The organism is Gammaproteobacteria bacterium (genome assembly GCA_029882975.1).
Taxonomy (GTDB): domain Bacteria; phylum Pseudomonadota; class Gammaproteobacteria; order SZUA-152; family SZUA-152; genus JAJDNG01.
On the sequence record JAOUJW010000008.1, the window covers coordinates 20,618 to 45,656 of the forward strand.

Sequence of the window (25,039 nt, forward strand, 5' to 3'; positions counted from 1 at the left end):
CGATTTTGTGATGCGCGCCTTCCCTGGCGCGCACCCCTCCGGGGCGCCGCGATACGCGGCGTCCAAAATCATTCCCGACGATTTTGTGATGCGCGCTTCCTTGGCTCGCACCCCTTCGGGGCGCCGCGATACGCGGCGTCCAAAATCATTCCCGACGATTTTGTGATGCGCGCTTCCCTGGCGCGCGCACCATTTACTGATTTATTCCAAACGTGACACTGATGGCACGAACAAAGTCCGCATAACTGCCCACATCGCCATGGGCGCCGACAATGGTTTGGATATCCAGACCCCGCGGTTGCAGATCCTTATACAAATCCAGACCCCAGTAGGAAAACTGCGGCGGCAATGGTACCGGGAAAGCGCCGGGGTTATACAGGTCCGATACAAAAATCATTTTTTGGTCTTCAATGTAAGGAACCAGCAATCCCGGTGCATGACGATTGTCGATTTGTAATAGTTGTACCCGCCGCTCACCATCGTCAAACACGAAAGGTTCGTCCTCAATTTCCAGCAAGCGGAAGTCTTTGTGCAGCAGCGACAACAAATCCGGATAGATCACATGCTTGGCTTTGAGCATGTTTTTGAAGAAGCGCTTATTGGGTTCAATGGTCACCAGCTTGGCACCGTCTGCCACATAGCCCCGTGCACCGGCGCTGTGGTCCACGTGAAAGTGAGTGGGAACGACATATTTGATTTTTTTGTTGGGCCAGTGTTGCTTGATTAAAGATAGGGCCACTTGAGTCCGCTCTTCCAATAACACGGGGTCAAACAAAATGAGATAGTCCGCCATTTCAATAATGAGTGAATGGTGAGTGAAGCCACGCAAATAAAAGACTCGGTCTGCCACCGGCTGTAAAAATACCGACTCGGCGCTGAATTGATTCAAGTCGAATGGAATGCCCACCAGCACATAGCGATGAAACAGTTGCGCATATTTCAATCCGATTTCAAACGCAGCGTGGTCCAGGGGTACGCGCAACTGTGGCGGCACCTCAAAAGGGTCTTGTGCAAAGACATTATTGAAACTGACCGATTGCCGTTCGATTTGAATAAGAAGGTCGGTTTCGTCCTTCTGGGTCACGCGCATGGGCACCTTGATTCCGTCGGCTTCCTGCCAATCACTGTAACGTGTTTCGATTAAGGTGTCGCCTTTGGCCGGGTTGGAGTCCCAATACGTGGCTTTCAGGGGTAAATAGCTTGCCTTGTCTACCCACAGCAAAATCTCTTTGCCGTAGCGCTTTAAACCCAGAACCGTAACAGGAGCTCGGCGAGAATCGTGGCTACCGTGGTAGACCACATCCTGGGGTGTGGCCAGCATGGCTTTAAGTAGTTCCACCGGCGATGTGACTAAAAAATTCACCTTGCGCGCCGCCAACCGAATAGCCTGCATGGGTGCTTGAGGCAGTTGCAAAATACTGTCAACACCAATGACCGCCCCGGTATCGGCGTTTATGATTTCCGCAAAGTTATAAGACGCTTGTAAGGGGAAATCCAAATCCACTTGCCACTGACTTTGGTATCGATGACCATCCAAAGCGCGGGTAAGCGTGTATTGCAGGCGATCAAATTTTTCCGGCTCCCCCCCCGGCATTGGAGCCTGCAACGGTGCAAACCCGGCGATTTTTGCCGTAACCCTCTGATTTGTTGCGTTATTAATATGTTGCGCACCCCCCATCGCCTGAGCCACCAGACCGACCACATCGGTGGACGGGCCGGCCAATACCGATGTGGCTACGGAACTGATTAATAAACCACCCAATGTCATTTTTTTTAAACCCATGTTCTTCTCCTTTAAGTTAAGTCCAAGTTGGAACGTACGTTCCAACTTGGACTGATCATTCCAGAATGTGTACACTGTGTCAAGAGACAATAAAGGCCAAGCCAATTTGGGTGGTACTGGCTTATAATGAGAAAATATTCGACGAGGTTTCGGACTCAATGGCAGGTCCCCAAAAACAATTTGATACGGATACAGTGCTGGCAAAAGCCTTGGAGGTGTTTTGGCGCCAGGGTTATGAATTAACGTCAGTCCAGGATTTGGTCAAAGGTATGGGGATCAACCGGGCCAGCTTATACGACACTTTCGGTAACAAAACCCAGCTGTATCAACAGACCCTGCAACGCTACATAGAACAATCGCTGACGCAAAGCCGTGAGCTACTCTTGCACCACCCCGGCACGGTAGTGCAGCGGTTACAAAACTACTTCTATACCTTAAACAGCACACATCATGATAATGAGTGCCATTTCGGTTGTTTCCTTAACAACACTGCAGTGGAACTGGGACCCCACTACCCCCAATTTGCCGAGCAAGTTCGCAACGCTTGGACGGAAATGGAAACCATTTTTCGTACCCTGCTGGAACAGGGGGTAAAAAAACAGGAGCTTCCCCCCCATTTGGATACCGCGGCAATTGCCGCCACCATTAATATGATGTTGCAAGGCATCAGCGTAATGTCCAAGGCGGGCGTGCCTAAAGAACAGCTGGCACAGATTATTGCGACCGTAATGAATCTGCTCCACAGTTGAAACCTGTTTAGAGCATTTTTGCAACTACTGCACTGTCAATACTATTTTCCCTACCGAGTTACCACTTTCCAACAGGCGATGTGCTTCAGCCACTTGTTCAAAATCAAAGGTCGTGACGGGAATGGGTCGGATTTGTCCCGCTTGCAGCCTGTCAGTCAGTCCCTGTATGCATCCATCGATAAGATCTTCACGACCGAAAAGAAAACTGAGATTAAATCCGGTGACGCTACGGTTGTGGCTGATCAGATCCAGGGGTGCAAACCGCGGGGTTCGTAACAGTGCCAAAGCCGCTTTAATGTAATTGAGTTTGCCGCCTTGTCTGCTAAACAGCGCGTGGGTGCCGTAGGCCACCAATTTGCCGGTGGGTCGCAGGTGGCGGTAAGACTGTTTCAATGTGGTGTAACCGTTGGCGTCGAAAATGGCGTCATAGCCTCCCGGGCAAGCCTGTTCGGCGCTTTGCCAGAGGTCTTGTTGGGATTTGTCGATGATTACCTCAGGCCCAAAGGACTGCAGGTATTGGTGTTTGTGAGCGGCACCAATGACGGCCACCGTAAAATACCCGGCGGCTTGGCACAGCTGAACCAAAGCGGTGCCAACACCGCCGGCGGCGGAGTGAATCAATACTTTTGCTTTGGGCGGTAACACCACATTTTGAAACAAGGCATGGTAAGCGGTAAAAAACACGGCAGGAAAACCGGCTGCCTGCTCCAGGGTAAAGCCTTGGGGCAATGGAAGCACGTGGTTTTCGCGGATACAGATTTTATCAGCATAGGCATTAAACAAGCTGAATCCCACGACCGTGTCGCCCGGTTTAAACCGGCTCACTCCCGGCCCCACCGATTCCACCAACCCCGCAGCTTCGAAACCGGGGGTAATGGGCCAACCAACATATTCTTTGGCGGATTGATACACCCCCAAGCGCACACACACATCCGCAAAGTTAACCCCGATGGCCTTAACGCTAATCAGCACTTCCTCCTGAGCAGGTTGGGGGTCCGGTACCTGGATGAACCGCAGTTTGTCGTAGGACCCGGCTGAGGGGATGCTGATCTTTTTCAACGCCGTCTCTTAAGTTGCTTTGTGAATAAGCATATCACGGATCTGTGTTTTATAAACCCGATAAGCATTTGTTGCAATTGTGTAATTTCGCATGGAAGGGCTACACCTGCACCGCGTTTGGACCGAATTAGTATCTGTAGTTGTATGTTGAATAGTTTGTGTTCATTTGAGATCGTTCTTTGGGGTAATTATGGAGATTCGTTACCGTTTTGTTGCAAACGGCGGTTTGTCCATTGAACAAGTTGTACAACTGGGCAGCGGAGCAAATGATCTCGCCACAGAGGCTTATCCACAATGGGTACAATTGGATTATCGTCAATGCCATCACTGCACTCTGACCCCGAAGCAAACGCCATGGTGCCCAGTGGCTCGGAATATTTTTCACGCCGTAACAGACTGCGCCCAATTGGCCTCGTATGACGCTCTGGAACTTGAAGTACAAACTCCACAGCGCACATACAATGCGGCAACAACGGCCCAAAAAGCGCTTTGTTCGTTTTTTGGTTTAGTGATCGGGACCAGTGATTGTCCACACACGGCATTCTTTAAACCCATGGCACAGTTTCATTTGCCCTTGTCCACCAAAGAGGAGTCCATATTCCGAGTGGCGGGTACGTATTTTATCTCTGAGTATTTCAGAGGAAGCGACCATTTTAATATTGACCGCTTGCTGGCTGTCTATGCGAATCTGCAGACGGTGAACGAGCACATTGCCAAACGCATTGGAGATATACCCGGTGGTGACGCTTCAAGAAACGCGGTGGTACTTCTACATATGTTGTCCTGCGTACTTCCACTGTCATTGAAAGATGACTTAAAGGAGTTGGAACGATATTTCAACTGAGCATAATCTATGGCCTCTATATTACCTGATGAACAAAATCAACGTAAGCTGGACCGCATCCGCGAAGACTACTTGCGTGAATTACCCGAAAAAATCGCCGGCGTGGAACAACTATGGTCGGAACTGGTGCATTGCGCCTGGGACGATGGTGAATTCTCCCAGTTCCATATCAAAGTTCATTCACTGGCAGGAAGCGCAGGTACTTTTGGCCTGGAAGAATTGAGCAATGCAGCCCGCCAGCTCAGTGACTTGCTGACCCACATCAGTACGACACAGCGACGCCCGGATGAGTCCCAACGTTTACACATCAATGCATTGGTACGGGTTCTGGTGCGCACGGCAAATCCCCTTGACCCGGATCTGTGTGAGCGCATCCAGCAAGCGGCACCGGAACCTAAAGAGCCGTTACCAACATCGGACAAACAACACACCATCTATATCGTGGACGATGACCATCAGCTGGGAATCTATTTGGGAACCCTGTTGTCCGGTCTGGGATACACCACGCGAAACTTTGATGACCCTTCCGCTGCCTTGGCTTATGTAGAAAAGTCTCAACCGGATTTGGTAATCATGGATATCATGTTCCAGAACAAAACCGGGTTTGATTCGGTGTTACAGTTTCGCGAAGTCATCGGAAAAAACGTTCCCTTTATTTTCATGTCGGCCCGCTCTGATCTGGAGTCTCGAGTTCAGTCGGTACGCAGCGGGGGCAATGCCTACTTCACCAAACCTGTGGATATAGAGCAATTGCACGATGGCATAGAAAAACTATTATCTCAATCCATGCCCAGACAACGCGTTCTTATCGTGGATGACGATGTGGAATTGAGCTGTTACTACGCTCAGCATTTGGACAACGTGGGCTTTGAGGTGGAAATTGTCAATGATCCTGCCCATATGCTCAAAGACATGGAAAACTTTTCACCGGAACTGGTGATAATGGATTATCACATGCCCAAGTACAACGGGTTCGACCTTATCAAAGTCATGCAACAAACACAGCAATATGCCGAGACCCCGGTTCTGTTTCTGACCGCAGACAATGACGCAGACCTGCGTGAAACCGCGATTGGTCTTGGAGTCAATGATTTCCTGATCAAACCCATAGGTACTGATGAGCTGATCGGATCAGTACGTCGCTTGATGCGCTCCTCCGCGTCGATTCAGCAAATGAAACACAAAATCAGCCAACACGACCCGGTCTCTGGTTTGCACAATCACCGCTATTTTCTGCAGCAACTGGAACTGGCCGCCGCCCCACTCGCTCCCGGAGACAAGGCTGTGGCCCTGGCTTTTGTAGCTGTGGACAACTATGAAACCATAAAAGAACGAGTGGACATCTATCATCAAAGCAATGTAAAACAGCAACTGTACACTCTATTGCGATCCAGCTTGAACCGAGATGACATTGCCACGGAATTCTCTGACGGAATTTTTTTGGTATTGCTAAAAAATCGCCGTCGCGATGATTTACCTTCCTGGTCTAACAGCCTGAATAAGAAATTTTCCAGCAATGTCATTCACTTGAGTGATCACGATATTAATATTTGTTGCAGTATCAGCTTAACCCCCTTGGACAAGAACTCATCGGGCGTGGAGGAACTGCTATTTCAAGCACAACAATCCTGTAAGAACATACAAACCAAGGGAGGCAACAATACAGTCGTCTCCAAGCCTGAAGTTCAGGACACACCGATACAATATGACATAAAGAAATGTATTGATACTGCACTGGCTCAGAACTTGTTTGAACTGGTTTACCAGCCCATCATCAATATTGAGAACAGAAACTTTGAGCAATACGAGGTTCTATTACGAATGCGCACTCCAGACTCGCGCCTGGTTCCACCCCAGCAGTTTTTCGCAACCGCAGCGAAAAGCGGACAAACTACAAAAATCGACCGCTGGGTTATAGAACATGCTATCACCAATATGTCTGCAAACAGCCATATACGCTCCAATACCGATTTATTCATTAAACTCACAGGCAAGACTTTGACCGAGTCCATGCTCATCCCCTGGATAAGTAATTCCCTAACCCAAAGCCATGTATCCGGTGAACGTCGCGTTATCTTTGCGGTTAACGAGAAAGACTGGCTTCTGCATGGGGATTATAGCGAACGCTTTAACCGCAACATTAAAGCGCTACAGTGCGGTATTGCTATCGACCATTTCGGCATCACCAACAACTCAGCACAATTACTTTCCAAACTACGCCCCAATTATGTAGTCTTTCGAGGATCGGTGTTGGACGGCATACTGGATACGTCGGATAAAATGCAACAATTACGCAGCTTAATTCTGCACGCGACGAAATATGAAGTTAAAATCATTGCCGGATCTATCGAAAACCCGGCAGTACTATCCACACTTTGGTCTATGGGTATTCGCTACTTTCAGGGATTTTTTATTCAGGAGCCCAATGCCAATCTGGAGTTTGATTTTGGTTCTTTTAGGGCGGACGATTTTGACTGATTGCAACCGATGTAAAACCAACTAAAGTGGAATCAAGCCCATTGCGATGCCAGTTTCAGATCCGGTGCTTGCGCGGGTGGTGTCGATTGTACGTATTCGATAAATTGTTCAGCACCCAGGGGTTTACTGTAAAAATATCCTTGAGCATATAGGCAACCGTATTGCAGTAGAAAATCCACGTGCTCCTCACTTTCTACACCTTCCGCAATGGTGGATAGACCAAACTGGGCCGCCAGGTTAACAATCGCTTTAACCAGTGCGGCATCATCACGGTTATCCAACACATCGGCAATAAAGCTTCGATCAATTTTCAACCGATCCACAGGTAGAGACTTTAAGTATCGCAGGGAGGAATAGCCGGTACCAAAATCATCCAAAGCAATCTGTACGCCCATTTTGCGCAGCTGTCTCAGATTATGGATGCCTTTATCGATATCCCGCAGTACAAATCCTTCTGTCACCTCAAGCTCCAGATTACCGGGTTCCAACCCGGTTTGCTCCAGCGTGTTACGCACCAATTCGACAATCCCGAATTCGGTAATGTGTCTGGCAGACAAATTCACCGAAACGCGGATAGGAAAGCCAAAACTACTTTGCCAACTCGCCGCCTGCTCACAGGCAGCCCGCAGCACCCAAGCGTCCAGGGCCCCGATTAAGCCACGCTCCTCTGCAAAGGGTATGAACTCATCCGGAAAAATCAGTCCATCCGTGGGGTGCTCCCAACGAACCAAGGCCTCACATCCCTCGACACTTTGTGTAGCCATATTGATTTGAGGTTGGTAGTGCAGCACCAATTCGTGCTTATCGATGGCTCGCTGTAATTCCGTTTCCATACGAAAGCGTTTTTCTGCGGCACGAGTATAATCCAAGCTGTAAAATTGATAGCAACTACGACCATTGGCTTTGGCCTGGTACATGGCCAGATCGGAGTTTTTGATCATAGCGTCAACCGTCATGCCATCATCCGGATACAAGGTTATACCAATGCTGGCACCCACTTTAACATCGCAATCCAAAACCCGCAGTGTCTGTGACAACACCGCTATAATTTTGTCAGCAACAACCATCGCCCCCTGCTCATCGTTTAAATCTTCCAATATAACGGTAAATTCATCTCCTCCCAAACGGGACACGGTATCCTGCGCTCGAACACAACCCGCCAGACGTTTGGAGGCTATTTTGAGCAGTTCGTCTCCGGCTTGATGACCCAGGGTGTCGTTGACGCTTTTAAATTGGTCCAAATCAATGAACATGAGACCCACTTTATTGCCGGAACGCCTAGCGCGGGTAATAGCATGCTCCAGTCGATCTACAAACAAAAGCCTGTTCGGCAAGCCGGTAAGTTGATCGTAATGGGCCAAGCGTTTGATCCGGTCCTCTGCCCGTTTTTGATCCGAGATATCACTAAACATACTAATCCATTGAATGATTTTTCCCTTTTCGTTTCTCACTACACTAATATTCTGCCAGGTTGCGTATAGACGTCCGCGTTTATGTAAACAAAACAGCTCTCCTTGCCAAGAACCGGTTCTTAGCAGGGTCCTTAACATATTCTTAAAAAAGGCTTTGTTGTGGCACTGAGACAGCAGGGATGCCGGACTCTTTCCCAGCATGCTTTCCGCTTCATACCCGGTAATTTCTGAAAAGGCAGGATTGACTTGTAAAATTTCGTTGTCTGCCCCTATAACCAGTATCGCCTGGTTACTGTAGTTAACGACCCGGTCCGCCAGTCGCAACTTGGCCTCAGTGAGTTTGGAATTCAGTAACTCTTTGCGTAACTGCTTCGTGTCCGCCTCACTGGCACGACATAAGCGCAGATTGTTGCTGAAATTATCGATTATCGGTTGAAACAGTTGCGCATAGGGCATGTTGTTGACCGGAGCGTTGGTTAACAAAATAAACACTCCGTCTCCCTTAGTGGGTATGCGCAATGCCGCCTCAAACCCCGTCTCTAACCCAAAAATTGTTTTGGGATTAACTAAACCGATTTCCGCTTTAAAAAAGTCATTTTCCAGATCCGCGTAGTCTCCCTGGCCGGGAAACTCATCACTTTTGCATACCATCAACTCAATGAAACACAACTGGGTGCTCTTTGAGTCATCGAAAATTTTATTGACACGCTGGACAAACATGCCGCAGGGAAACCCGGTGTGGTACATGAACCGTTGTACGGCCTTGGTCAACAAAGGCAAAACCCGATTCTCACCACTGGTGGCTAGAGCCAGATCGTATAATAATGAATAGTACTGCGCTTGCTTTTTCATGTTTGCGCTGATGCCAGTCCAACCAAGGTGCTAAACTGCCATCGCTATTGTAAAGGCGACATGACCAGAGCCGCATTGTGAAACAAAGGGTAGCCTCCCGAAGAAGAGCTCCCTATTTCGCCTAAAGACAGCGCGCCCACGATTTGTCCCTGCAGACGCTGACCAAGGGATGAAAGTTCACCGTTCGCCATATCACCCAGATGCATACGCCTGCCTGCACAGTAAAAACACAGGGAGTTGTCAGAGTGGTCCATATTCCTGGCCAAACAGTCCACCGTTTCTAAGGAGCCGGGGTGAATGGCGTCCAACAGGGTCAATAGGGTATTGGGCGGAACTTCTCCCACACAATATAGAGATCCGTCCTCCTGCAAAGCGACTGGAATGCGCACCAACGGTTCACCATCCATGCGACTGATGCCAAAGGGGAAGTGTACGCCGTATTCATAAAAATTATCTTTAGTAATTGCAACGCCATACTGTTTCTTTACCAATTCCTGGTAAACTTCAAAAGCCGGGCGCCACTCTATGCTGCTGATTAAGTTGCCTTGAGTGGACGTGGCTGTAATCTGTTCCGCCGGCTCGCGGTAATTGTGGGATAGAACACCGCCGGGGTGTTGATCGAACAGTACGGATAGAAAACTGTTACCCACCCACTGGTGGTTATCAAAAATACAACTTGCCGGTTGAAAAGTTTCACTGCCTGCATTTACCCCGAAATATTGGACTTTGTTACTCAGTTGCAAGTAGATTCGATCCAATATGGTCGCCACATTCGGTATCATGGAATCCATCACCAAGAACAAAGAGTTTTCCTGGCCTCGAGGGGGCAAATTCTGCAATATAGCATTGCTCCACTCACTTATCGCCTTGTCAATATGCTCATTGGATGACATTGAAACTATGTTGTAGTAAGGCTTGTTTTCCAGGTGCAGCAATATCACACCATTGCGCTCGAACCGGGCGTTAACAATTAACTCCGGAAACATCGCACCGATCAAAGGGTATCCCTGGTCATTGAACAGTGATTGCAATGTAGGTACATTGTGTTTGTCCGCTTCCGCCACCATGGCGAAACAAGCCCCATGGGGGCTCTCCACCTTCCATTGCTCAACCGTTTGCTTGAGCTTTGGATTGTCAAATGTTAAATATGCCGTTTTTCCCATAATCACTCAACGTTCCTGAAATTGCTGACACTTCATTCTCTAGCTTTATCGTCTGGTATTCAGGCCAGACTTTGAAAACTCTGTGAAATTTTCGTGCGGCATATCAGGCCGCCACCATTTGGGTTCCATCATGGATACAAACCCGATTACGCCCCTCACGCTTAGCCGTATACACCGCTTCATCCGCGGCTTGAAATAAACCGTCGAAACTTTTTTCACGCAGAAGAGACAATTCCGCCACTCCAATGCTGGCCGTAACACTCAAACCTCCGGGCTTCAATCCTTCTATGTGCGAACACAAAGTTTGCGCTTTTAATTGGGCATCCTGCAGATTGCACCTATGCATCAAGATCGCAAATTCCTCGCCGCCAAATCTGGCTACCACATCTTCACCGCGAAACAACGCCTGCATCGCTCTACCTGTCTCCGACAACACTGCATCACCGGCGCTATGCCCATATGTATCATTAATGGATTTGAAATGATCCAAATCCACCACTAACAAACTCAGGGGATAGGACTTACGCTCGGCTTCGCACAAATATTTGTCTGCAATATCCAAAATACTGTGACGATTGGACAATCCGGTAAGTTGGTCTGTGGTCGCCATCACAATCATTTCTTCCTGCTGTAAACGCACTCGATCGAACAACTGTTTGGTACTCATCAAGTTGGACACACGGGCTACAAGTTCTTCCGGGACAAAGGGTTTCTCTACATAATCATTGGCGCCCTGATACAGCATCTCCACTTTTCTGGATTTGTCACTACCGGCCGATACGGCCAAGACGGGCAAAGATTCTTTACCCCCTTTATTTGCGCGTACCCAGTTAAGCAATCCCATACCGGTAATTTTCCCACTGAGGACCATATCCGTAATCACCAGATCAACAGTATTGGATTCCAATAATGCGATCGCTTCCTCTCCGGATTCGCATCGCGGCACCTCATAGCCTTTATCACTTAACAACTTCACCATAAAGCCTGCGATCGATGCGTCATCTTCAACCACCAGTACTTTACCGCTGCGTTTTTGAGTATAGCGGGAGATGATGTTACGCAAGGTTCGTTCCACCCCTTGAAAATCCTGCTTACCCAACACCTCCGTAACCCCACGATGCAGACATTCGCTGACGAATTCCGCTGAAGTATCGGCACTGAGTAAAACGGCAGGACCCTCTTTAAATCCGTTTTCTCTCGCTGATTCGATTAGTTGTACTCCGGTCATGCAATGCAATTGGTAGGCCGTACACAACAAATCAAACGGTTGTTTTGCAAAAAGCTCCAGTGCCGGCTGAGCTTTGTCCATAAACGTCGCCGACACGCCGAGCTCTGTGAACAAGTGCCCTAACAATTGCTGGTATAGAGCAGTGGGTTCCACGCACAATATTTTCATGGACTCTACAATTCCAAAGAGTATTCATCCTACAAATCGGCCTTTGCTGAAAAAAAAACATGAAACTTGGGGTTTTAGTTAAAAAAACCACAGAATTGTAACCTTTTCCCTTAGGTGCTAAGTCCGTCCTTGGCTGCCTTTCCACGTGTCTTTAGGTTATACTTGCTCTCCACATCGACATTTGCATAGACAGGATGAAACGTGCCCTCCCACGAGCAATATCAATTAATACCCACACGCTTACAGGAACCTCTCAGTAACGGCAGCAGCCGTTGTTTGTTATGCTCTTGGCGCTGCAAACTCTCTCATGGCCAACGAGGTTTTTGTCAGGCTCACGTCAACCGACATGGAACCCTTTATAATTTGTCCTACGGTATTTTGTCGGCTATTGATGTGGGCCCCATAGAGGACAAGCCTGTGCGCTTGTTTCAACCGGGCACTCAAGTTATGTCGATCGGCAGTTACGGTTGTAATTTCCGTTGCGGCGGATGTCACAATCTGGATATCTCCTGGGGCGTAACCGCATTGGACGACCTGGCCAAAGGCGAATCCACTGCAGCCTTTGCCACACCGCAACAAATCGTAGACGCCGCATTACGTCATTCGGTGCAAGGCATTGCCTTCACCTATTCGGAACCGGCGGTATGGCTGGAGTATGTACTGGAGGTTTCGCACCTGGCGCGGAAAGCCGGGCTGTACACGGTTTATGTCTCCAATAGCTTCGTTACGCGTGAAGCCTTGGAACTGATGGCACCTCATATCGATGTGCTGTGCTCGGACATTAAAAGCCTGAACGATGCCTTCTACAAAGAGATATGTCCGGTGGCCGCAGTCGATCAGGTCTTGGAGTGCATTAAGACAGCACAGGAATTGGGCATCCATGTCGAAGTACGCACCAACGTGATTCCCGGTAAAAACGATAGCATGGAAGAGCTTGGCGCCATTGCAGCCTGGATACAGAAAAACCTCGGAGCCGATGCGCCCTGGCATATCACCCGTTTCTTTCCCGCCTATAAACTATCGCATATTAATGCCACCCCAAGCGAGACCTTATGGGCCGCTCATGGACAGGCGCAACGAATGGGGCTGAGAAACAGCTTTGTCTACGATGACAAAGGTTGTGATTGTGCCGAAACCAATTTACCCGTACACACCTTCCTGGCGGAGGATGCCGTGAATCTGCACCAGGTTAAACGATGTGCGGCGGCTTGTTGCGGCTCTGAAGGGGTTTTGTTGAAAAAATACGAGAACAATCCCGCTTAAACGCGGGAGGCTACAAACCGGTTATGCCTGTGGGGTATAGCCTTCCGGTTTTTCATCAGAGCCTTCGAACAAAAACTGAATCATTTTTTCTTCAAGAAATTGCCGTGCCTGAGGGTCTATGACGGACAAGCGGTGCTCATTGATCAGCATGGTTTGCTGTGCCATCCATAAATTCCATGCCTCTTGGGACACGTGATCAAAAATTCTTTGTCCCAACTCACCGGGGAAAGGCGCCCGAACCAAACCTGGCATTTCCTTACCCAATTTAGCACATTGAACTGTTCGACTCATATGTTCCCCTCGTCCGCTAATTGATGTTATTCCGCTTACTGTGTTCGCTGAACTACTCGCTGAACTACTAACACTGGCCCAATTCATCCCGTACCCTTAGTGGTTTCGATACGCCCAGTTCTTGCAATTCTTGCAATTCTTGCAATAGTCGTTGCACCGGAGCAGCAATACCCGCGTTGGCAGGTTTACCTGTACTGTTATACCAAACCCATTGCTTGGAATCCATCACCGTGGACATTTGCCCCGACACCCAAACCACGGTGGGCAACATATCCAAGTGATAATGGCTAAAGCTGTGCCTGCGTACAGGCCATTCTTGTTGTCGCAACACCGTGAGTTGCAGATGCTCACGGCACCAGTGGCCAATATCATCGCCGGGAGTTAATTCCGGAAAACTCAGCAAACCGCCCCAAATACCACTGGGTGGTCGTTTGAATAATAGCACCTGATTTTGGCGATTGAGAATCATGGGCATCAATACTTGTTTTAAGGGTTTCTTCGAAGCCGATTTTTTCTGTGGATAGTCCGACTGACGATGCTGTTGCACCGCCACACAGCCTGCTTGCAAGGGACAATCGTCACAACGAGGGCGTGAACGGGTACATACCGTAGCCCCCAAATCCATCATGGCTTGATTGTAATCCGCCACCCCTTGCTGCGGGGTTAATCGTTCTGCATGCTGCCACAGGACCTGTTGGACCGCACCATTTCCAGGCCACCCCGCAACAGCATAAAAGCGGCAGAGGACCCGTTTGACATTACCGTCCAATATAGGGTGATGCTGATTGCAGGACAGTGACAAAATCGCCCCTGCCGTCGAACGCCCAATACCGGGTAAAGCCATCACCTGCTCCAGGGTGCGGGGAAAACGTGCACCGTATTGGATCTGCACCTGCTGGGCGGCTGCATGCAGGTTTCGGGCGCGTGCGTAATACCCCAAGCCGGACCATAGTGCCAAAACCTCATCCTGGGGTGCCGCAGCCAGATCTCGCAGACGAGGAAATCTTCGCATAAAACGTTGATAATAAGGTATTACAGTGGCCACCTGTGTCTGTTGCAACATGATCTCCGAGACCCAGACCCGGTAGGGTGTGCGTTGCTTCTGCCAGGGCAGATCCTTACGACCGTACTGCTCAAACCACCGCAAAACCCGCTTACTGAACTGCTTTGGTGTCATACGTTTGTTCAACTATCCCTAAAACTTGAATTTATTTTTTAGCTTATCCAGAGCGTCCTGAGATTTTTCTTTGAGCTTGTCCTTGGCCTGCTCTTGCGCTTTGTCCTTGCGCTTCTCTACGGATCGCTTGGCTTTGTCTTTAAGTTGGGTTTTTTTCCGATCCACGGCGCGGTTGGCTTTGCGCTTCAATACAGCACCAAAATCGATTTTGTGTTCAGGCGCGAATAAAGGACCGTAAATTTTTATCGGAATAGGTTCCCCCTGCAATTCATCCAGTTTAATCGCTTTCATGCCCTTGGTAGGCTTAACAATAGTCGTGTCCAAAACAAAGTCGATCTTTTCCTGCACCAAATCCACTTGCCCTCTCCCGTTCACCTCAATAGGCGAGGAACTCAGCCACAAATCCTTATTGGTGGCCACACCATTGACTATACTCATACTGCCCTTAAGCTCATTAAACACGGTGACATTGTCCGGTTCGTTCTCCGGTACCGCTTTTTTTAAATATTTGGCGTAGTCCCCTGATAACATATCCAGTAAATTAAGATATTTAGCTTCGCCTTTACGCAGGTGGAAGTTCAGCTTACCGTTGAGTTTGTCTCGGTTAGTTTGTGGTGACACGCCTTGACCGCTCAAGCTCAATTGAATATCCGCAGCACCGGACAACAGATCCTCGCCGCCGGCATCTTTAAGTAATTCACCGAAGTGTACTTGTTTTAACGTTTCTTCAAAACTCCACACTGGCGTACTCTCACGCACGTCCAATTGCGCAGCCGCCTCAATACGGCCTTGATACAACTGCAGAGACATTGGTTTAAGCCGGTAAAGCCCTTTATCACTTTTAATGGCCGTTTTAATGTTACGCATGGTAATACCATTGGCCACCAAATGGCCCAGCTCCGCCTGAACGTCCAGGCTCAGCTCGCGCATTAACTTCAGGGGTAACTGAGGTTCGGTCTGTGGAACCGCTGCCGGTTCAGCTTCCGTTTTGGGTTGCGGTGCCGGTGATGGTCGATAGCGATCCAGATTCAGTTCATTAATATTTATTTGCGCTTGCAGCTGTGGCCCTTGCGTCTTAGCACTGAGTTTGGCTTTGAGCCTTGTCTCGTCCAGTTGCAACTCCAAGGCAGATACATCCAGCGCATCCAGCCCACCGGAGTAAGTCAACTGCAAGCTCAGGGCTTGTAAGGCTTTTTCATCCTGCACCGAGGCCACCGCTGGATTTTGCAGCAGTTTGCGTAACAGTGCTCTGGGACTGAAACTTGCAACTTCCAAGCGACCCTTCACACCTGGTGCGGTCTGTAATCTGGAAACCTGTAATTGTGATTGCAATTGCAACGGTTCCAATTCTACGGTCAAGGGAAAGTCCAGTACATCTTGCTTTGGATTAAAGTGAATCCGGGTCTTCAGTCGCAGGTCCGCCAAACCACTTGCCAATAATTCCCTGTCCCCTGCCAACGGCTGCAAGCCGGCTTTCAACCGGGCTGCATCCACAACACTCAGGGTGAAATCCACGGCAACCGCTTCTGCGGCTCTGATGCCGCCTGTTAATTGCAAACCCATCGTGCTAATGGATAAGGGTTCCAGAGTCAGGGCCTGCTTTTCCAGATCCACCTCTGCCTGGGTTTTCAAGGTAACTGGATTTAGGTCCAGCGGTAGACTGCCTTTGTCGAAACCCATCACCAGACTCAGATCTTTCACACTGAGCCGCATCGTCGCTAAATCGGCCAATACGCGACCGTCCATGTGCAAGCTTGCACCTAGCCTTTGCAACGGTTTGGTTTCTGGCCTTCCAGGAACGTATTGCCTGGCTTGTACTTGCAAACCCAGATCAAACGCCACCGGCTTATTAGGCTCTAATTGGGATAAATGCAGGTTTATTTGCCTGACCTCAATCTGCCTGCCCGTTTGGTGATCGCGCCAGCTGATGCCGGCCTGCTCCAGGCTGAGGCCGCCAATAAGAAAGTTCTGCAAAGTACTCAGTGTCTCTGCTGATTCCTGTACTGTTGCCGGATCCCGCACAGTTTCCGTTTCCGGCACCGTGTTATCCGCCGAAGTATCTGCTCGCAATAAATCTTGAAAATTAGTCTCCCCCTGGACATTGCGACGCAAATGCAATTCAAAGCCTTTCAGCAATACGGTATCCACCTCCAGTCGGCCCTGAACCAGGGGCCAAAATTTCACTTTGAGCTGTGCCTCTTCTATTGCGGCGAATTGCTCTTGTTCAAAACCCGGCGCATTGCCCAAACCGGCCTGCCCAATTTTCACGCCCAACCAGGGAAACAGGGACTTTTCCATAGGTCCTGTTAATTGCAGTTGCCGTCCCGTGTGCTGTTTTACCACAGCTATCATTAGGGATTTATATTGGTTTAAATCAAATGTCAGCAGAAAAATCACAGGCACCAACAGCACCAGTAAACCCACACCCGTGGCGATACTGAAAAGTTTCGTTTTGTTCATGATGCTTGATTTTTAATCTGGATCGATTTTTTACACGCAGGGCAATAAGTCCATAGGGGTAATTTGGCATTGGACTCCAATTCAATCGTGACCGCTTCCCCGCTGTCAGTACAGACCCCATCCACCTTTTCCATTAAGTCCTCCTGTTTGAATTTAACATAGAACAGTATAGGCCCGGTGAGAAGCAGGCTGGGTACCAATATAAAGTGCAAAATGGGTATAAACAGCGTCACGCCCGCTGCCAGCCAACATATAGCCAAAGCGGCAAGAGCGCGTTTGAGACGATCTTGTTTGGAAAATTGTTGCCAATACAATACCGCCTCGCTGTGGCTATCGCCTTGCTGAATAGTGACGGTTTGCTGTTCCTGAGTGGGCATGGTGCTCCTTGTTCCTGCCAATTCAAAAAGGATTTAAAAATTAATAAAAAAACGGTCGCTACCTAAAGTGAAGTTTTGTAAAATGACCCGACTGTAAACGCAAGAGAATCTGTCATGCCACTCAAACCCCTACTGGCTCTTTTCATCGTCACCGTGATGCTGGCATCGGCGGTGGTAAGTGTAGGGTTGTTTTTATACCAAATGGGCCTATTCCACTAAGAATCCCTGGAATTACCCGATCTTTCGCGTTACTACTTTGATTTATCGCCTTTTTCAACGTCTCAACGGCGACGCAATTCCAAAGCATGCAACAAGGCACTCAGTGCCTGGCCGCGGTGGCTGAGCCGATTTTTAATGTCTGAAGACAATTGGGCGGCGGAGCAATTTTCACCTGGAACATAGAACACCGGGTCGTAACCAAATCCGTTGGCTCCCACAGGCTCATGCAGAATGCGTCCTTCCCAGGTTCCTTGGCAAATCAATGGCGTGGGATCTTTGGCGTGGCGCATAAACACCATCAAACACTGAAACCGGGCACTGCGTTGCGCATCGGGGACGTCCTTAAGTTGCTGCAGCAATAAATTCAGGTTGTCCGCATCACTGGCATTAGGCCCGCTGAAACGGGCGGAGTAAATGCCGGGAGCACCGTTTAAAGCATCTACCTCGATACCGGAATCATCCGCAATCGCAGGCAAGCCGGTGAGCTGGGCGGCATGGCGTGCCTTGATCAGGGCATTCTCCACAAAGCTTAACCCTGTCTCCTCCACATCCGTCACCCCGAGTTGGGTCTGAGCTACCGCATGAATCTGCACTCCACTTAATAACTCATTGATTTCTCGCAGCTTTCCTTGGTTGCCGCTGGCTAAAACCACTTGTTTTGGTTCCAATGTAGGTTCCGAGCTCATTGTCAGCCCCCTCAATCGGTCAGCACGGCAGCTTGTTCAGCCACCAGGAGTTCTATACCTTTGGCCGCCAGATCCAGCATGGTGTTGAGCTCATCGCGACGAAAGGCGTGTCCCTCGGCAGTTCCCTGTACCTCCACAAAAGCACCGGAGTCGTTCATCACCACGTTCATGTCCGTTTCGGCATTGGAGTCTTCAGCATAGTCCAGATCCAATACGGGGACTCCCTGGTACACACCCACGGACACGGAAGCCACCTGGCCGTACAAGGGATCTTTTTCCAGCTCGCCTTGACGTAACAGGTGACGGATAGCATCCACCATAGCGACATAACCGCCGGTTATAGACGCGGTGCGCGTACCACCGTCAGCCTGGATCACATCGCAATCCACGGTGATCAACCGCTCTCCCAGAGCCTCCAGATCCACCACCGCCCGCAGTGATCGGGCGATTAGGCGCTGGATCTCCATGGTACGGCCCCCTTGTTTGCCTTTGGAGGCTTCCCGACCCATACGCTCACCTGTGGAGCGCGGCAGCATACCGTATTCGGCCGTGACCCAGCCTTTGCCAGTACCTTTCAACCATCTTGGGGTGCGGTTTTCCACACTGGCGGTACAAATAACCTTGGTGTCCCCAAATTCCACCAAAACCGAGCCTTCGGCATGCTTGGTATAGTGACGGGTAAAGCGAATCTGCCTGAGCTGGTCGGGACTACGGCCACTGGGTCGCATTTGCGGGCACTCCTTATCTGTTTATCGAAAAATCAAGATTATAGCTTGCCTTGCCCACCCAGAGCGACCCCGGGACAGCATTAACAATGGCCTCAAATTTGGATGCCGAATTGGACATGGGGGTGAGTTTTTGGTATAAAGCGCAGTTCCGCGTCAACGCGTACAAGTTAACTGTTTTGGATTTGGAGAAGAATCATGGCTAGAGTGTGTCAGGTTACGGGGAAACGACCGGCAACCGGCAATAATGTGTCCCACGCGAACAATAAAACCAAGCGCCGGTTTTTGCCCAACTTGCATCAGCATCGTTTTTGGGTTGAAAAAGAAAACCGCTGGGTAAGGCTTCGCGTTTCTACCAAGGGCATGCGCATTATTGATAAATTGGGTATCGACTCGGTGCTGCAAGATATGCGCGCCCGTGGCGAAAAAGTGTAACCGGAGGACGAACAATGAGAGACAAAATCAAATTGGTTTCCAGTGCCGGTACCGGTCACTTTTACACCACCACCAAGAACAAACGTACCATGCCTGAAAAAATGGAAATGAAAAAGTTTGATCCTGTGGTGCGCAAACACGTAATGTACAAAGAAGCTAAAATTAAATAGCTGCGTTTTTAGCTACTTTCTACAAATTCTTTCTATATTCGTAACACAAAAGCCCGGTTCTACCGGGCTTTTGTGTTACGAATTCATTGCCACCGGAAGTATCGAACCCGCGGTAATCCTTGAAACTTCTTTCCATACCGGTAAGAATGTCCGTTTTCCAGAGCACCTCATGTCGGGAGTCCATGATGTTGAAACGCCTGCTCATCATTATCAGCTTGTTTTTTACCTCTGATCTATACGCCGCATCGTTTGATATTGCTTTGAGCGATGAAAGCGCCCAATTCAAAACCCAGATGCCGGTGGGTGGAACCACGTTAGGTCGCTCGGAAATAGCACTGGGATTCTTATACCACGATGAGGAACGATATGTGCTGGATACCGCATTACTGGTGATCGATGTGGCCGGCAGCAAAACTCCGGGGCTGGAGCTGGGGGTGGGCCCGAAAGCCTATTACATCGACAGCAACCTGGGCACCGCATTCTCCATTGCTCTGGGCGGACAAATGCGCTACAAAATGCGGAATTTACCCCGTTACTTTGTTTCCGCAAAAGTGTTTTACGCACCCGGTATCGTTTCCTTTGGTGATGCCAAGGACGTTTATGAGTTTGGTATTTATGCCAATTATGAGTTATTACCCACCGCAGATATCTACCTGGGTTATCATCATATCCACGCGGATTTTGACCAAGGTTCCCAAAGCGTTGATGAATCGCTGATGTTCGGTATGAAAGTAGGCTTTTAGATCTTAATTAGAACACCCCACACTCCAAACGGAATGCGGGGCGTTATCGCATTAATTCCGCGTATCTTCTCGCCAGAAGGTTTTCTTAAGAATGGCACCAAAATCCAAATTGGTATTACACTCCGCACCTATACACAATACCGGGTTGGAGGTATAGCCATCGCTGGGGAACAGCACTGATGGCGAAGGCGGAATACCGTTTCTGGCCAGCCCGGTCACCCGATCCGCTTTCACCAGGGTAGCATCACCGGTGGTATTAATGGTCGGCGTAGCATCCACCACATTGACCACATAAAGTCGACCGGTACCGTTTCCGGTGCTACAAGCAGAGGTGTTCACGGAGGGCTCAAAAGTGGTGAACAAGACCTGATTATTCACCGTAACACTCTGCGCCAATACTTTCTCACCGCTGTTTTCCATATCGATATACCAGCCTTTTGCGGCACCCAGGGCTGCCACTTCGGTGGTCAATGCGGTGCCGGTGCTTTCACCGATAAGATTTTGAGTGGCATTATACATATCCGCATCGGTGACTTTAGTGTAGGTCGCCGGCTTTTGATAGATATCGGTGGAACGCAGCATATAGAAACGATCCTGGACCGTGGTGTTCAGCGGATGGGCGCGGTAACCCGAACCGATGGAAATCGACAGGAAGGTGTTGGCACCGCTGGTAATTTTGGCCACATCCGGCGCGTAATAGAAGCGGCGGTTGTTGGCCGCATCGTTTACAGCTGGACTGGTATTGTTCAGGGCAAAATCGGCAATCACGCCACCGGATACCAGCGCATCTACCGCCGCACCGTTGTTGATGTCAAAACGCCACAACTGGCCGCCCATGTCCCCCACATACATTTGATCAACCAAGCCGTCCATGTTCATATCAATCACAGTAATATCCGAGGGGATGCTGTAGTTCATATCCGTAAAAGTCTGGGAGAATGTACCCGCAGCATGACCGCCGGACCACACCAATGCGCCTGTTTCTGCATCCACCATAAAAATGGCGCGCCCTTGAGTATCTGCGGAACGAGTCACCTTATCGTCCTGGGCAGGATCGTAACCCCCGGCAAAAATCAGTACTTCTTTGTTCGCGCCACCGACTCGAACCGTCGCCAGTATGGGCGTGGACCAGGTTTGGCCCAGCTCTGTAAAATCGCCACTGCCCCCGCTCAGGGTCCACTTCAACTGCGGTGCGGCGCGGTTGGATACATCCAGGGCGTAATAATTGCGTCCGCCGCGGCGCATTCCCGCGTAGATATAAACGGAATCGCCGGCGGCAGGATCGATGGTATTGTCGCGATTCACGTCCACTTTTTTAAAGCTGATAGCGCCATCCAAACCATAAGGCAGCGCCGAACCCACAGTATTGGCATAAAACTTATCCAAATTGGGCAACAGCTCCTGTGGTACGAACGCAAAAACCTCGTCCCCCGTATCACTGTCGATAGCGTGTAAGTAACCTTCATTGGTACCCAGGTAAACCGTGTTATCCTGGCTGGTGGCCGTCCCACCATAGGTGATGACCACCGCCTGAGAATGCAAGGGGGCGCCCATATGAGCACGAACGTCTGTGGTCAAGCCATCTTCATCCTCATCGTTAACATCCACACCACGAGCCCATTGCAACAGTCCTTCACGATACGCCGCTGTGGCTGTACCGATTCCTAACAGGGTATTGGTAAGATCGGCATTGGTTTCATGCAGGTTGTTGGTGTTGTGACTCAAATCCTGGCTTGTCCCTGTATACGTGTACACTTTGCGGCCCGTCAGACTGATACGTCCGGCGGCACCACCCAGCTCCACTTTATTGCCATCCACGACGTTAGTATCGGTCCAGAAACTCTGCGATGTGGCCGCAAAGAATCCCGTAGCCGGATCCACTGCCGGAGCATTTTGCGAATCCACCACCACAGCCGGATTCCCTTGCAGCTCGTAGCGTTTCAAGTTGCCGGGCCACGTGGGTCGGGCAGCCGGTTTAAACACGGAAAAATAAATATCGTTTAAGTGGGTCAGGCGGTTGAACTGATTCACCGTAGCACCCGGGGATACGAAAGTGGTATCGGTGTTCAAAATAGAACGAATAATCTTTTGAAAAGCGGAAACCAACTGATCCGAGGTACTGGCAGAGTAGTAATTACCGCCACCTCTGGCAGCCAGATCTTGTAAGAAAGTAATCGCATTAGCCTGACCACCTTCATCCAGATTGAAACCAATGGTATAGGTTTTCACATTCTGGTCGGAAGCCAGCGTGGTATTCTGGTCTGTGCTGGCCAACCAGCTCACCAGTTCACGACCACAGGCCTCCCCGCCCGTATTGGGGCTACAACCGGTTCTACCGGTTCGGGATTTAATTAGCGAGATCGAATTGTTATGATTGGCCTCACCATCGGTTAACAAAACAATGTGGCTGGTTTGGCAGGAATCCAATATGGGTGTGGTATATACGGGGTTGCCGGTGATTCGTTCATCAGCGCAAGCCGTGGAGTTCAACGTCGTATCGGTACAGCCTGCTGAACGTTGTACATTTCCACCGGTATAAGAATCCACATGACTGAGGCGACCAAAAGTGGTTTGTGCACCGCGGTTCTTACCGTATAACACCGACGCACCACCATAGTAGGACGCCGCCTCATACAGAGTATCCACAATGGGCGTGTATCCGGAAGGTGTAAAGTCGTCCACCAATTCCTTCAGGCGAGTACGTACCAATTTTGGCGGAGCTGCGGCCACACCGCTGTTTTGCACTTTAATACGCAGCAGGGCTGCATCCGCCGGTTGGTTATTAAAGGATCGTGCTCGACGACTGCCGTTATCGGCGGTTTGGATCAAGGTTAAATTGTTACCCGGAGCCCAACCGGTACGGTTCACAATCTCTTGCACAACAGACTTGATGTCCACTGAGGTGTAACTTTCACCGGCGATCCAATTACCCGGCACCCAATTCACTGAGGCCGTAGTGAGGGCACGGTCAGTAATATTGTTGTTGTTACTGACAAAGGCCAGGGAATTATCCGCCGCCTCACCTTGAATAAAGACATTGGATGCAACCGTGTCGTCGGCACTGGCTACAAAGGTTAAATCAGCCTCTAATATAGTCGTACCTTGGTTGATCAGAATATTGCTAAAACGCAAACCGTTGGTTTGGCTGGTGGAAAGATTGATAACATTCCCCGTCAAATCCACCGAAGTATTACTCAATTGTTCGGCGTCATTTTCCGAGCCATTGACCCGGTACACCAATGTTTGATTAAAACAACCGCCACTGGCCGGTTCGGTATAAGTCACCTTCAGCACCGGGGCAAACTGGGGGTTCCCATCGTAACTGTGGGCAATGCGGTTTACCGTGTCGGTCCCTGCAATACTAAAGCCCATGGAGTTGTTACCACACCAGTCGCTGCGATTCACGATTTCCTGAACCACGGTTTTCAAATCCGGGGTTTGAACTACATCGGGATTGGTCCATGTTCCCGGTTGCCACGCTACGGTGTTGGTCGTCAAGGTTCTGGCGGTGATGTCGTTTGCTGCCGCAGAAAACGTAGGGGCATCGCCGGTGTTGAATCCCGCAATGGTCAAATCACTGGTGTAAGGCGTGGTGTTACTTTGCGCCACGGTAAATTCCACTACGGCACTGGTAATCGTCGCACCCTGGGGAATACCAATGTTTTGGAACCGCAAGCCCATGGTTTGCGTTGCCGGCGAACCCAGGGTCCACACCACCTGCAAGCCGGCCGCCTGAGCTGGGTTTCTATCAAAGGGAACGACCTCTCGTGAACCTGGGGTGGCGGCGCCCGCTGAACTCGCAGTTTGGATAATAACCAGATCATCTTCCAGCCAACCGGGCTGGTTGACAATTTCCTGAATCAAAGGAGCAATATCGGGCGTAATATAGGGTAAGCCCGCCGTCCAGGCATCCGGCACCCAGGAACTGATTGCACTGGTGCGGGTTCGCGGGGAAATTTTGTTAGCACTATTAAATTGCAGCGCATCGTTGCTCAGCTCGCCTTGAAACTGCAAAACCATAGCATCGGCTGAATCGGCATTGGCATACAATTGCATGGCTGCCGCCTGAATGGTCGCACCTTTTGGGATACCTGTATTGCGAAATCGAAACCCGTTAATCTGACCGGGTATAATATTGATGCTGTTGCTGCGACGCGACAATACACCACCGGCAGTCTCTTCAGCATCATCTGTATCGAAATCCACACGGCGCATATAGGTACCTACTGATCCGCCATAATACACCACATCCAGGCGGGCACTGGCCAGGTCCACTACGCCCCCGGTTTCTTCGGCATCATCGGTACCGGATGAGATACGTGATTCCACCATGGGTACAGTACCGGAGGTCACAGCAGTAATATCCGAATCAATATAGGCAGTCGGAAACAAAATGGGACCGCCGGGATCGTTAAATCGCATTAAGCCCACGTTGATACCGGTAGCGGTATCCAGAATTTGATGTAATGCGGCTTTCATATGCTGCATACGGGTCAGATTGCTGGTACCTACCTCAGTGCGCATAGAACCCGAAGTATCCAAAATAAACAATACATTCGGAGCGGCAGGATTGGTGGTCACACCGGCGCTGGTACCGCTGCCGAAAAACACTTCGATATCATCCGCCAAAACCGGAAAGCCGCAGAACAGCATAACGCAAAAGGCGGCAACAGCACTTTTTTTCGGTGCCATACGCGTAAACCCCGCAAGAAGGAGTGCGTTCAGGGCTAAAATAAACTTAAGCGTCTTACCCAGTT

19 protein-coding genes are annotated in these 25,039 nt (G+C 49.8%); 7 read left to right on the plus strand and 12 right to left on the minus strand.

All coding sequences use genetic code 11. The features are described from left to right. Positions 1-193 precede the first annotated feature (193 nt). A complete protein-coding gene (locus OEY58_07740) occupies positions 194-1,783 on the minus strand; it encodes an MBL fold metallo-hydrolase (protein MDH5325336.1) in 1,590 nt (529 codons plus the stop codon). A gap of 158 nt (positions 1,784-1,941) precedes the next feature. Between OEY58_07740 and OEY58_07745 the strand changes: the two genes are divergently transcribed. Further along, on the plus strand, positions 1,942-2,532 hold the full coding sequence (locus OEY58_07745) for a TetR/AcrR family transcriptional regulator (GenBank protein MDH5325337.1): 591 nt from the start codon (positions 1,942-1,944) through the stop codon (positions 2,530-2,532). Positions 2,533-2,556: 24 nt separating this feature from the next. On the opposite strand, the gene OEY58_07750 is transcribed toward OEY58_07745, so the two are convergent. Beyond that, positions 2,557-3,591: a medium chain dehydrogenase/reductase family protein gene (locus OEY58_07750; GenBank protein ID MDH5325338.1), complete on the minus strand. Its 1,035-nt coding sequence runs from the start codon at positions 3,589-3,591 to the stop codon at positions 2,557-2,559. A 190-nt stretch (positions 3,592-3,781) separates the two neighbouring features. Between OEY58_07750 and OEY58_07755 the strand changes: the two genes are divergently transcribed. Both OEY58_07755 and OEY58_07760 read left to right on the plus strand, forming a co-directional pair. Continuing rightward, on the plus strand, positions 3,782-4,435 hold the full coding sequence (locus tag OEY58_07755) for a hypothetical protein (protein ID MDH5325339.1): 654 nt from the start codon (positions 3,782-3,784) through the stop codon (positions 4,433-4,435). A 9-nt stretch (positions 4,436-4,444) separates the two neighbouring features. Then, positions 4,445-6,913: an EAL domain-containing protein gene (locus OEY58_07760; protein MDH5325340.1), complete on the plus strand. Its 2,469-nt coding sequence runs from the start codon at positions 4,445-4,447 to the stop codon at positions 6,911-6,913. 32 nt (positions 6,914-6,945) lie between these two features. Here the strand turns inward: OEY58_07760 and OEY58_07765 are convergent, their stop codons facing one another. The 3 genes from OEY58_07765 to OEY58_07775 all read right to left on the minus strand — a co-directional run bounded on the left by OEY58_07765 (position 6,946) and on the right by OEY58_07775 (position 11,736). Beyond that, a complete protein-coding gene (locus tag OEY58_07765) occupies positions 6,946-9,177 on the minus strand; it encodes an EAL domain-containing protein (protein ID MDH5325341.1) in 2,232 nt (743 codons plus the stop codon). A gap of 44 nt (positions 9,178-9,221) precedes the next feature. Beyond that, on the minus strand, positions 9,222-10,340 hold the full coding sequence (locus tag OEY58_07770) for an FIST C-terminal domain-containing protein (GenBank protein ID MDH5325342.1): 1,119 nt from the start codon (positions 10,338-10,340) through the stop codon (positions 9,222-9,224). Between the two features lie 103 nt (positions 10,341-10,443). Further along, positions 10,444-11,736 carry a diguanylate cyclase gene (locus OEY58_07775; protein MDH5325343.1) on the minus strand — a complete coding sequence of 431 codons (1,293 nt, stop codon included), beginning with the start codon at positions 11,734-11,736 and terminating at the stop codon, positions 10,444-10,446. Positions 11,737-11,937: 201 nt separating this feature from the next. Here OEY58_07775 and amrS point away from each other — a divergent pair, with 201 nt between their 5' ends. Next, a complete protein-coding gene (amrS, locus tag OEY58_07780; GenBank protein ID MDH5325344.1) occupies positions 11,938-12,999 on the plus strand; it encodes an AmmeMemoRadiSam system radical SAM enzyme in 1,062 nt (353 codons plus the stop codon). 21 nt (positions 13,000-13,020) lie between these two features. Here the strand turns inward: amrS and OEY58_07785 are convergent, their stop codons facing one another. The 6 genes from OEY58_07785 to rph form a co-directional block, all read right to left on the minus strand. Then, positions 13,021-13,290: an oxidative damage protection protein gene (locus tag OEY58_07785; protein MDH5325345.1), complete on the minus strand. Its 270-nt coding sequence runs from the start codon at positions 13,288-13,290 to the stop codon at positions 13,021-13,023. A gap of 67 nt (positions 13,291-13,357) precedes the next feature. Then, positions 13,358-14,467 carry an A/G-specific adenine glycosylase gene (gene mutY, locus OEY58_07790; GenBank protein MDH5325346.1) on the minus strand — a complete coding sequence of 370 codons (1,110 nt, stop codon included), beginning with the start codon at positions 14,465-14,467 and terminating at the stop codon, positions 13,358-13,360. Between the two features lie 18 nt (positions 14,468-14,485). After that, positions 14,486-16,927, minus strand: a complete 2,442-nt coding sequence (locus tag OEY58_07795) for an AsmA family protein (GenBank protein ID MDH5325347.1) — start codon at positions 16,925-16,927, stop codon at positions 14,486-14,488. After that, the gene (locus tag OEY58_07800; GenBank protein MDH5325348.1) at positions 16,924-17,304 is read right to left on the minus strand and encodes a hypothetical protein; all 381 of its coding nucleotides are present in this window, start codon (positions 17,302-17,304) and stop codon (positions 16,924-16,926) included. Before OEY58_07800 ends, OEY58_07795 begins: the two co-directional genes overlap by 4 nt. Positions 17,305-17,585: 281 nt before the next feature. Continuing rightward, on the minus strand, positions 17,586-18,209 hold the full coding sequence (gene rdgB, locus OEY58_07805) for an RdgB/HAM1 family non-canonical purine NTP pyrophosphatase (GenBank protein MDH5325349.1): 624 nt from the start codon (positions 18,207-18,209) through the stop codon (positions 17,586-17,588). Between the two features lie 11 nt (positions 18,210-18,220). Beyond that, positions 18,221-18,937 (minus strand): ribonuclease PH, encoded by a 717-nt coding sequence (rph, locus tag OEY58_07810; protein MDH5325350.1) that lies wholly within the window; start codon positions 18,935-18,937, stop codon positions 18,221-18,223. Positions 18,938-19,132: 195 nt separating this feature from the next. Here rph and rpmB point away from each other — a divergent pair, with 195 nt between their 5' ends. The 3 genes from rpmB to OEY58_07825 all read left to right on the plus strand — a co-directional run bounded on the left by rpmB (position 19,133) and on the right by OEY58_07825 (position 20,282). After that, entirely contained in the window at positions 19,133-19,369 is a 237-nt protein-coding gene (rpmB, locus tag OEY58_07815; protein MDH5325351.1) for a 50S ribosomal protein L28, read from the plus strand. Positions 19,370-19,383: 14 nt separating this feature from the next. Beyond that, positions 19,384-19,539, plus strand: coding sequence for a 50S ribosomal protein L33 (gene rpmG, locus OEY58_07820; protein ID MDH5325352.1), 156 nt, complete (start codon positions 19,384-19,386; stop codon positions 19,537-19,539). 182 nt (positions 19,540-19,721) lie between these two features. Then, positions 19,722-20,282, plus strand: a complete 561-nt coding sequence (locus tag OEY58_07825; protein ID MDH5325353.1) for a YfaZ family outer membrane protein — start codon at positions 19,722-19,724, stop codon at positions 20,280-20,282. Between the two features lie 51 nt (positions 20,283-20,333). Here OEY58_07825 and OEY58_07830 read toward each other — a convergent pair whose 3' ends face one another. After that, the gene (locus tag OEY58_07830) at positions 20,334-24,974 is read right to left on the minus strand and encodes a PilC/PilY family type IV pilus protein (protein ID MDH5325354.1); all 4,641 of its coding nucleotides are present in this window, start codon (positions 24,972-24,974) and stop codon (positions 20,334-20,336) included. Positions 24,975-25,039 lie beyond the last annotated feature (65 nt).

Excerpts from the sequence above, each read along its gene's own strand:
- OEY58_07785 (MDH5325345.1), bottom strand. The coding sequence starts at position 13,290 with ATGAGTCGAACAGTTCAATGTGCTAAATTGGGTAAGGAAATGCCAGGT.
- OEY58_07800 (MDH5325348.1), bottom strand. The coding sequence starts at position 17,304 with ATGCCCACTCAGGAACAGCAAACCGTCACTATTCAGCAAGGCGATAGC.
- OEY58_07760 (MDH5325340.1), top strand. The coding sequence starts at position 4,445 with ATGGCCTCTATATTACCTGATGAACAAAATCAACGTAAGCTGGACCGC.
- OEY58_07770 (MDH5325342.1), bottom strand. The coding sequence starts at position 10,340 with ATGGGAAAAACGGCATATTTAACATTTGACAATCCAAAGCTCAAGCAA.
- OEY58_07755 (MDH5325339.1), top strand. The coding sequence starts at position 3,782 with ATGGAGATTCGTTACCGTTTTGTTGCAAACGGCGGTTTGTCCATTGAA.
- rpmG (MDH5325352.1), top strand. The coding sequence starts at position 19,384 with ATGAGAGACAAAATCAAATTGGTTTCCAGTGCCGGTACCGGTCACTTT.
- OEY58_07765 (MDH5325341.1), bottom strand. The coding sequence starts at position 9,177 with ATGAAAAAGCAAGCGCAGTACTATTCATTATTATACGATCTGGCTCTA.
- OEY58_07740 (MDH5325336.1), bottom strand. The coding sequence starts at position 1,783 with ATGGGTTTAAAAAAAATGACATTGGGTGGTTTATTAATCAGTTCCGTA.
- OEY58_07795 (MDH5325347.1), bottom strand. The coding sequence starts at position 16,927 with ATGAACAAAACGAAACTTTTCAGTATCGCCACGGGTGTGGGTTTACTG.
- mutY (MDH5325346.1), bottom strand. The coding sequence starts at position 14,467 with ATGACACCAAAGCAGTTCAGTAAGCGGGTTTTGCGGTGGTTTGAGCAG.
- rdgB (MDH5325349.1), bottom strand. The coding sequence starts at position 18,209 with ATGAGCTCGGAACCTACATTGGAACCAAAACAAGTGGTTTTAGCCAGC.
- rph (MDH5325350.1), bottom strand. The coding sequence starts at position 18,937 with ATGCGACCCAGTGGCCGTAGTCCCGACCAGCTCAGGCAGATTCGCTTT.
- OEY58_07745 (MDH5325337.1), top strand. The coding sequence starts at position 1,942 with ATGGCAGGTCCCCAAAAACAATTTGATACGGATACAGTGCTGGCAAAA.
- OEY58_07775 (MDH5325343.1), bottom strand. The coding sequence starts at position 11,736 with ATGAAAATATTGTGCGTGGAACCCACTGCTCTATACCAGCAATTGTTA.
- OEY58_07830 (MDH5325354.1), bottom strand. The coding sequence starts at position 24,974 with ATGGCACCGAAAAAAAGTGCTGTTGCCGCCTTTTGCGTTATGCTGTTC.
- rpmB (MDH5325351.1), top strand. The coding sequence starts at position 19,133 with ATGGCTAGAGTGTGTCAGGTTACGGGGAAACGACCGGCAACCGGCAAT.
- OEY58_07825 (MDH5325353.1), top strand. The coding sequence starts at position 19,722 with ATGATGTTGAAACGCCTGCTCATCATTATCAGCTTGTTTTTTACCTCT.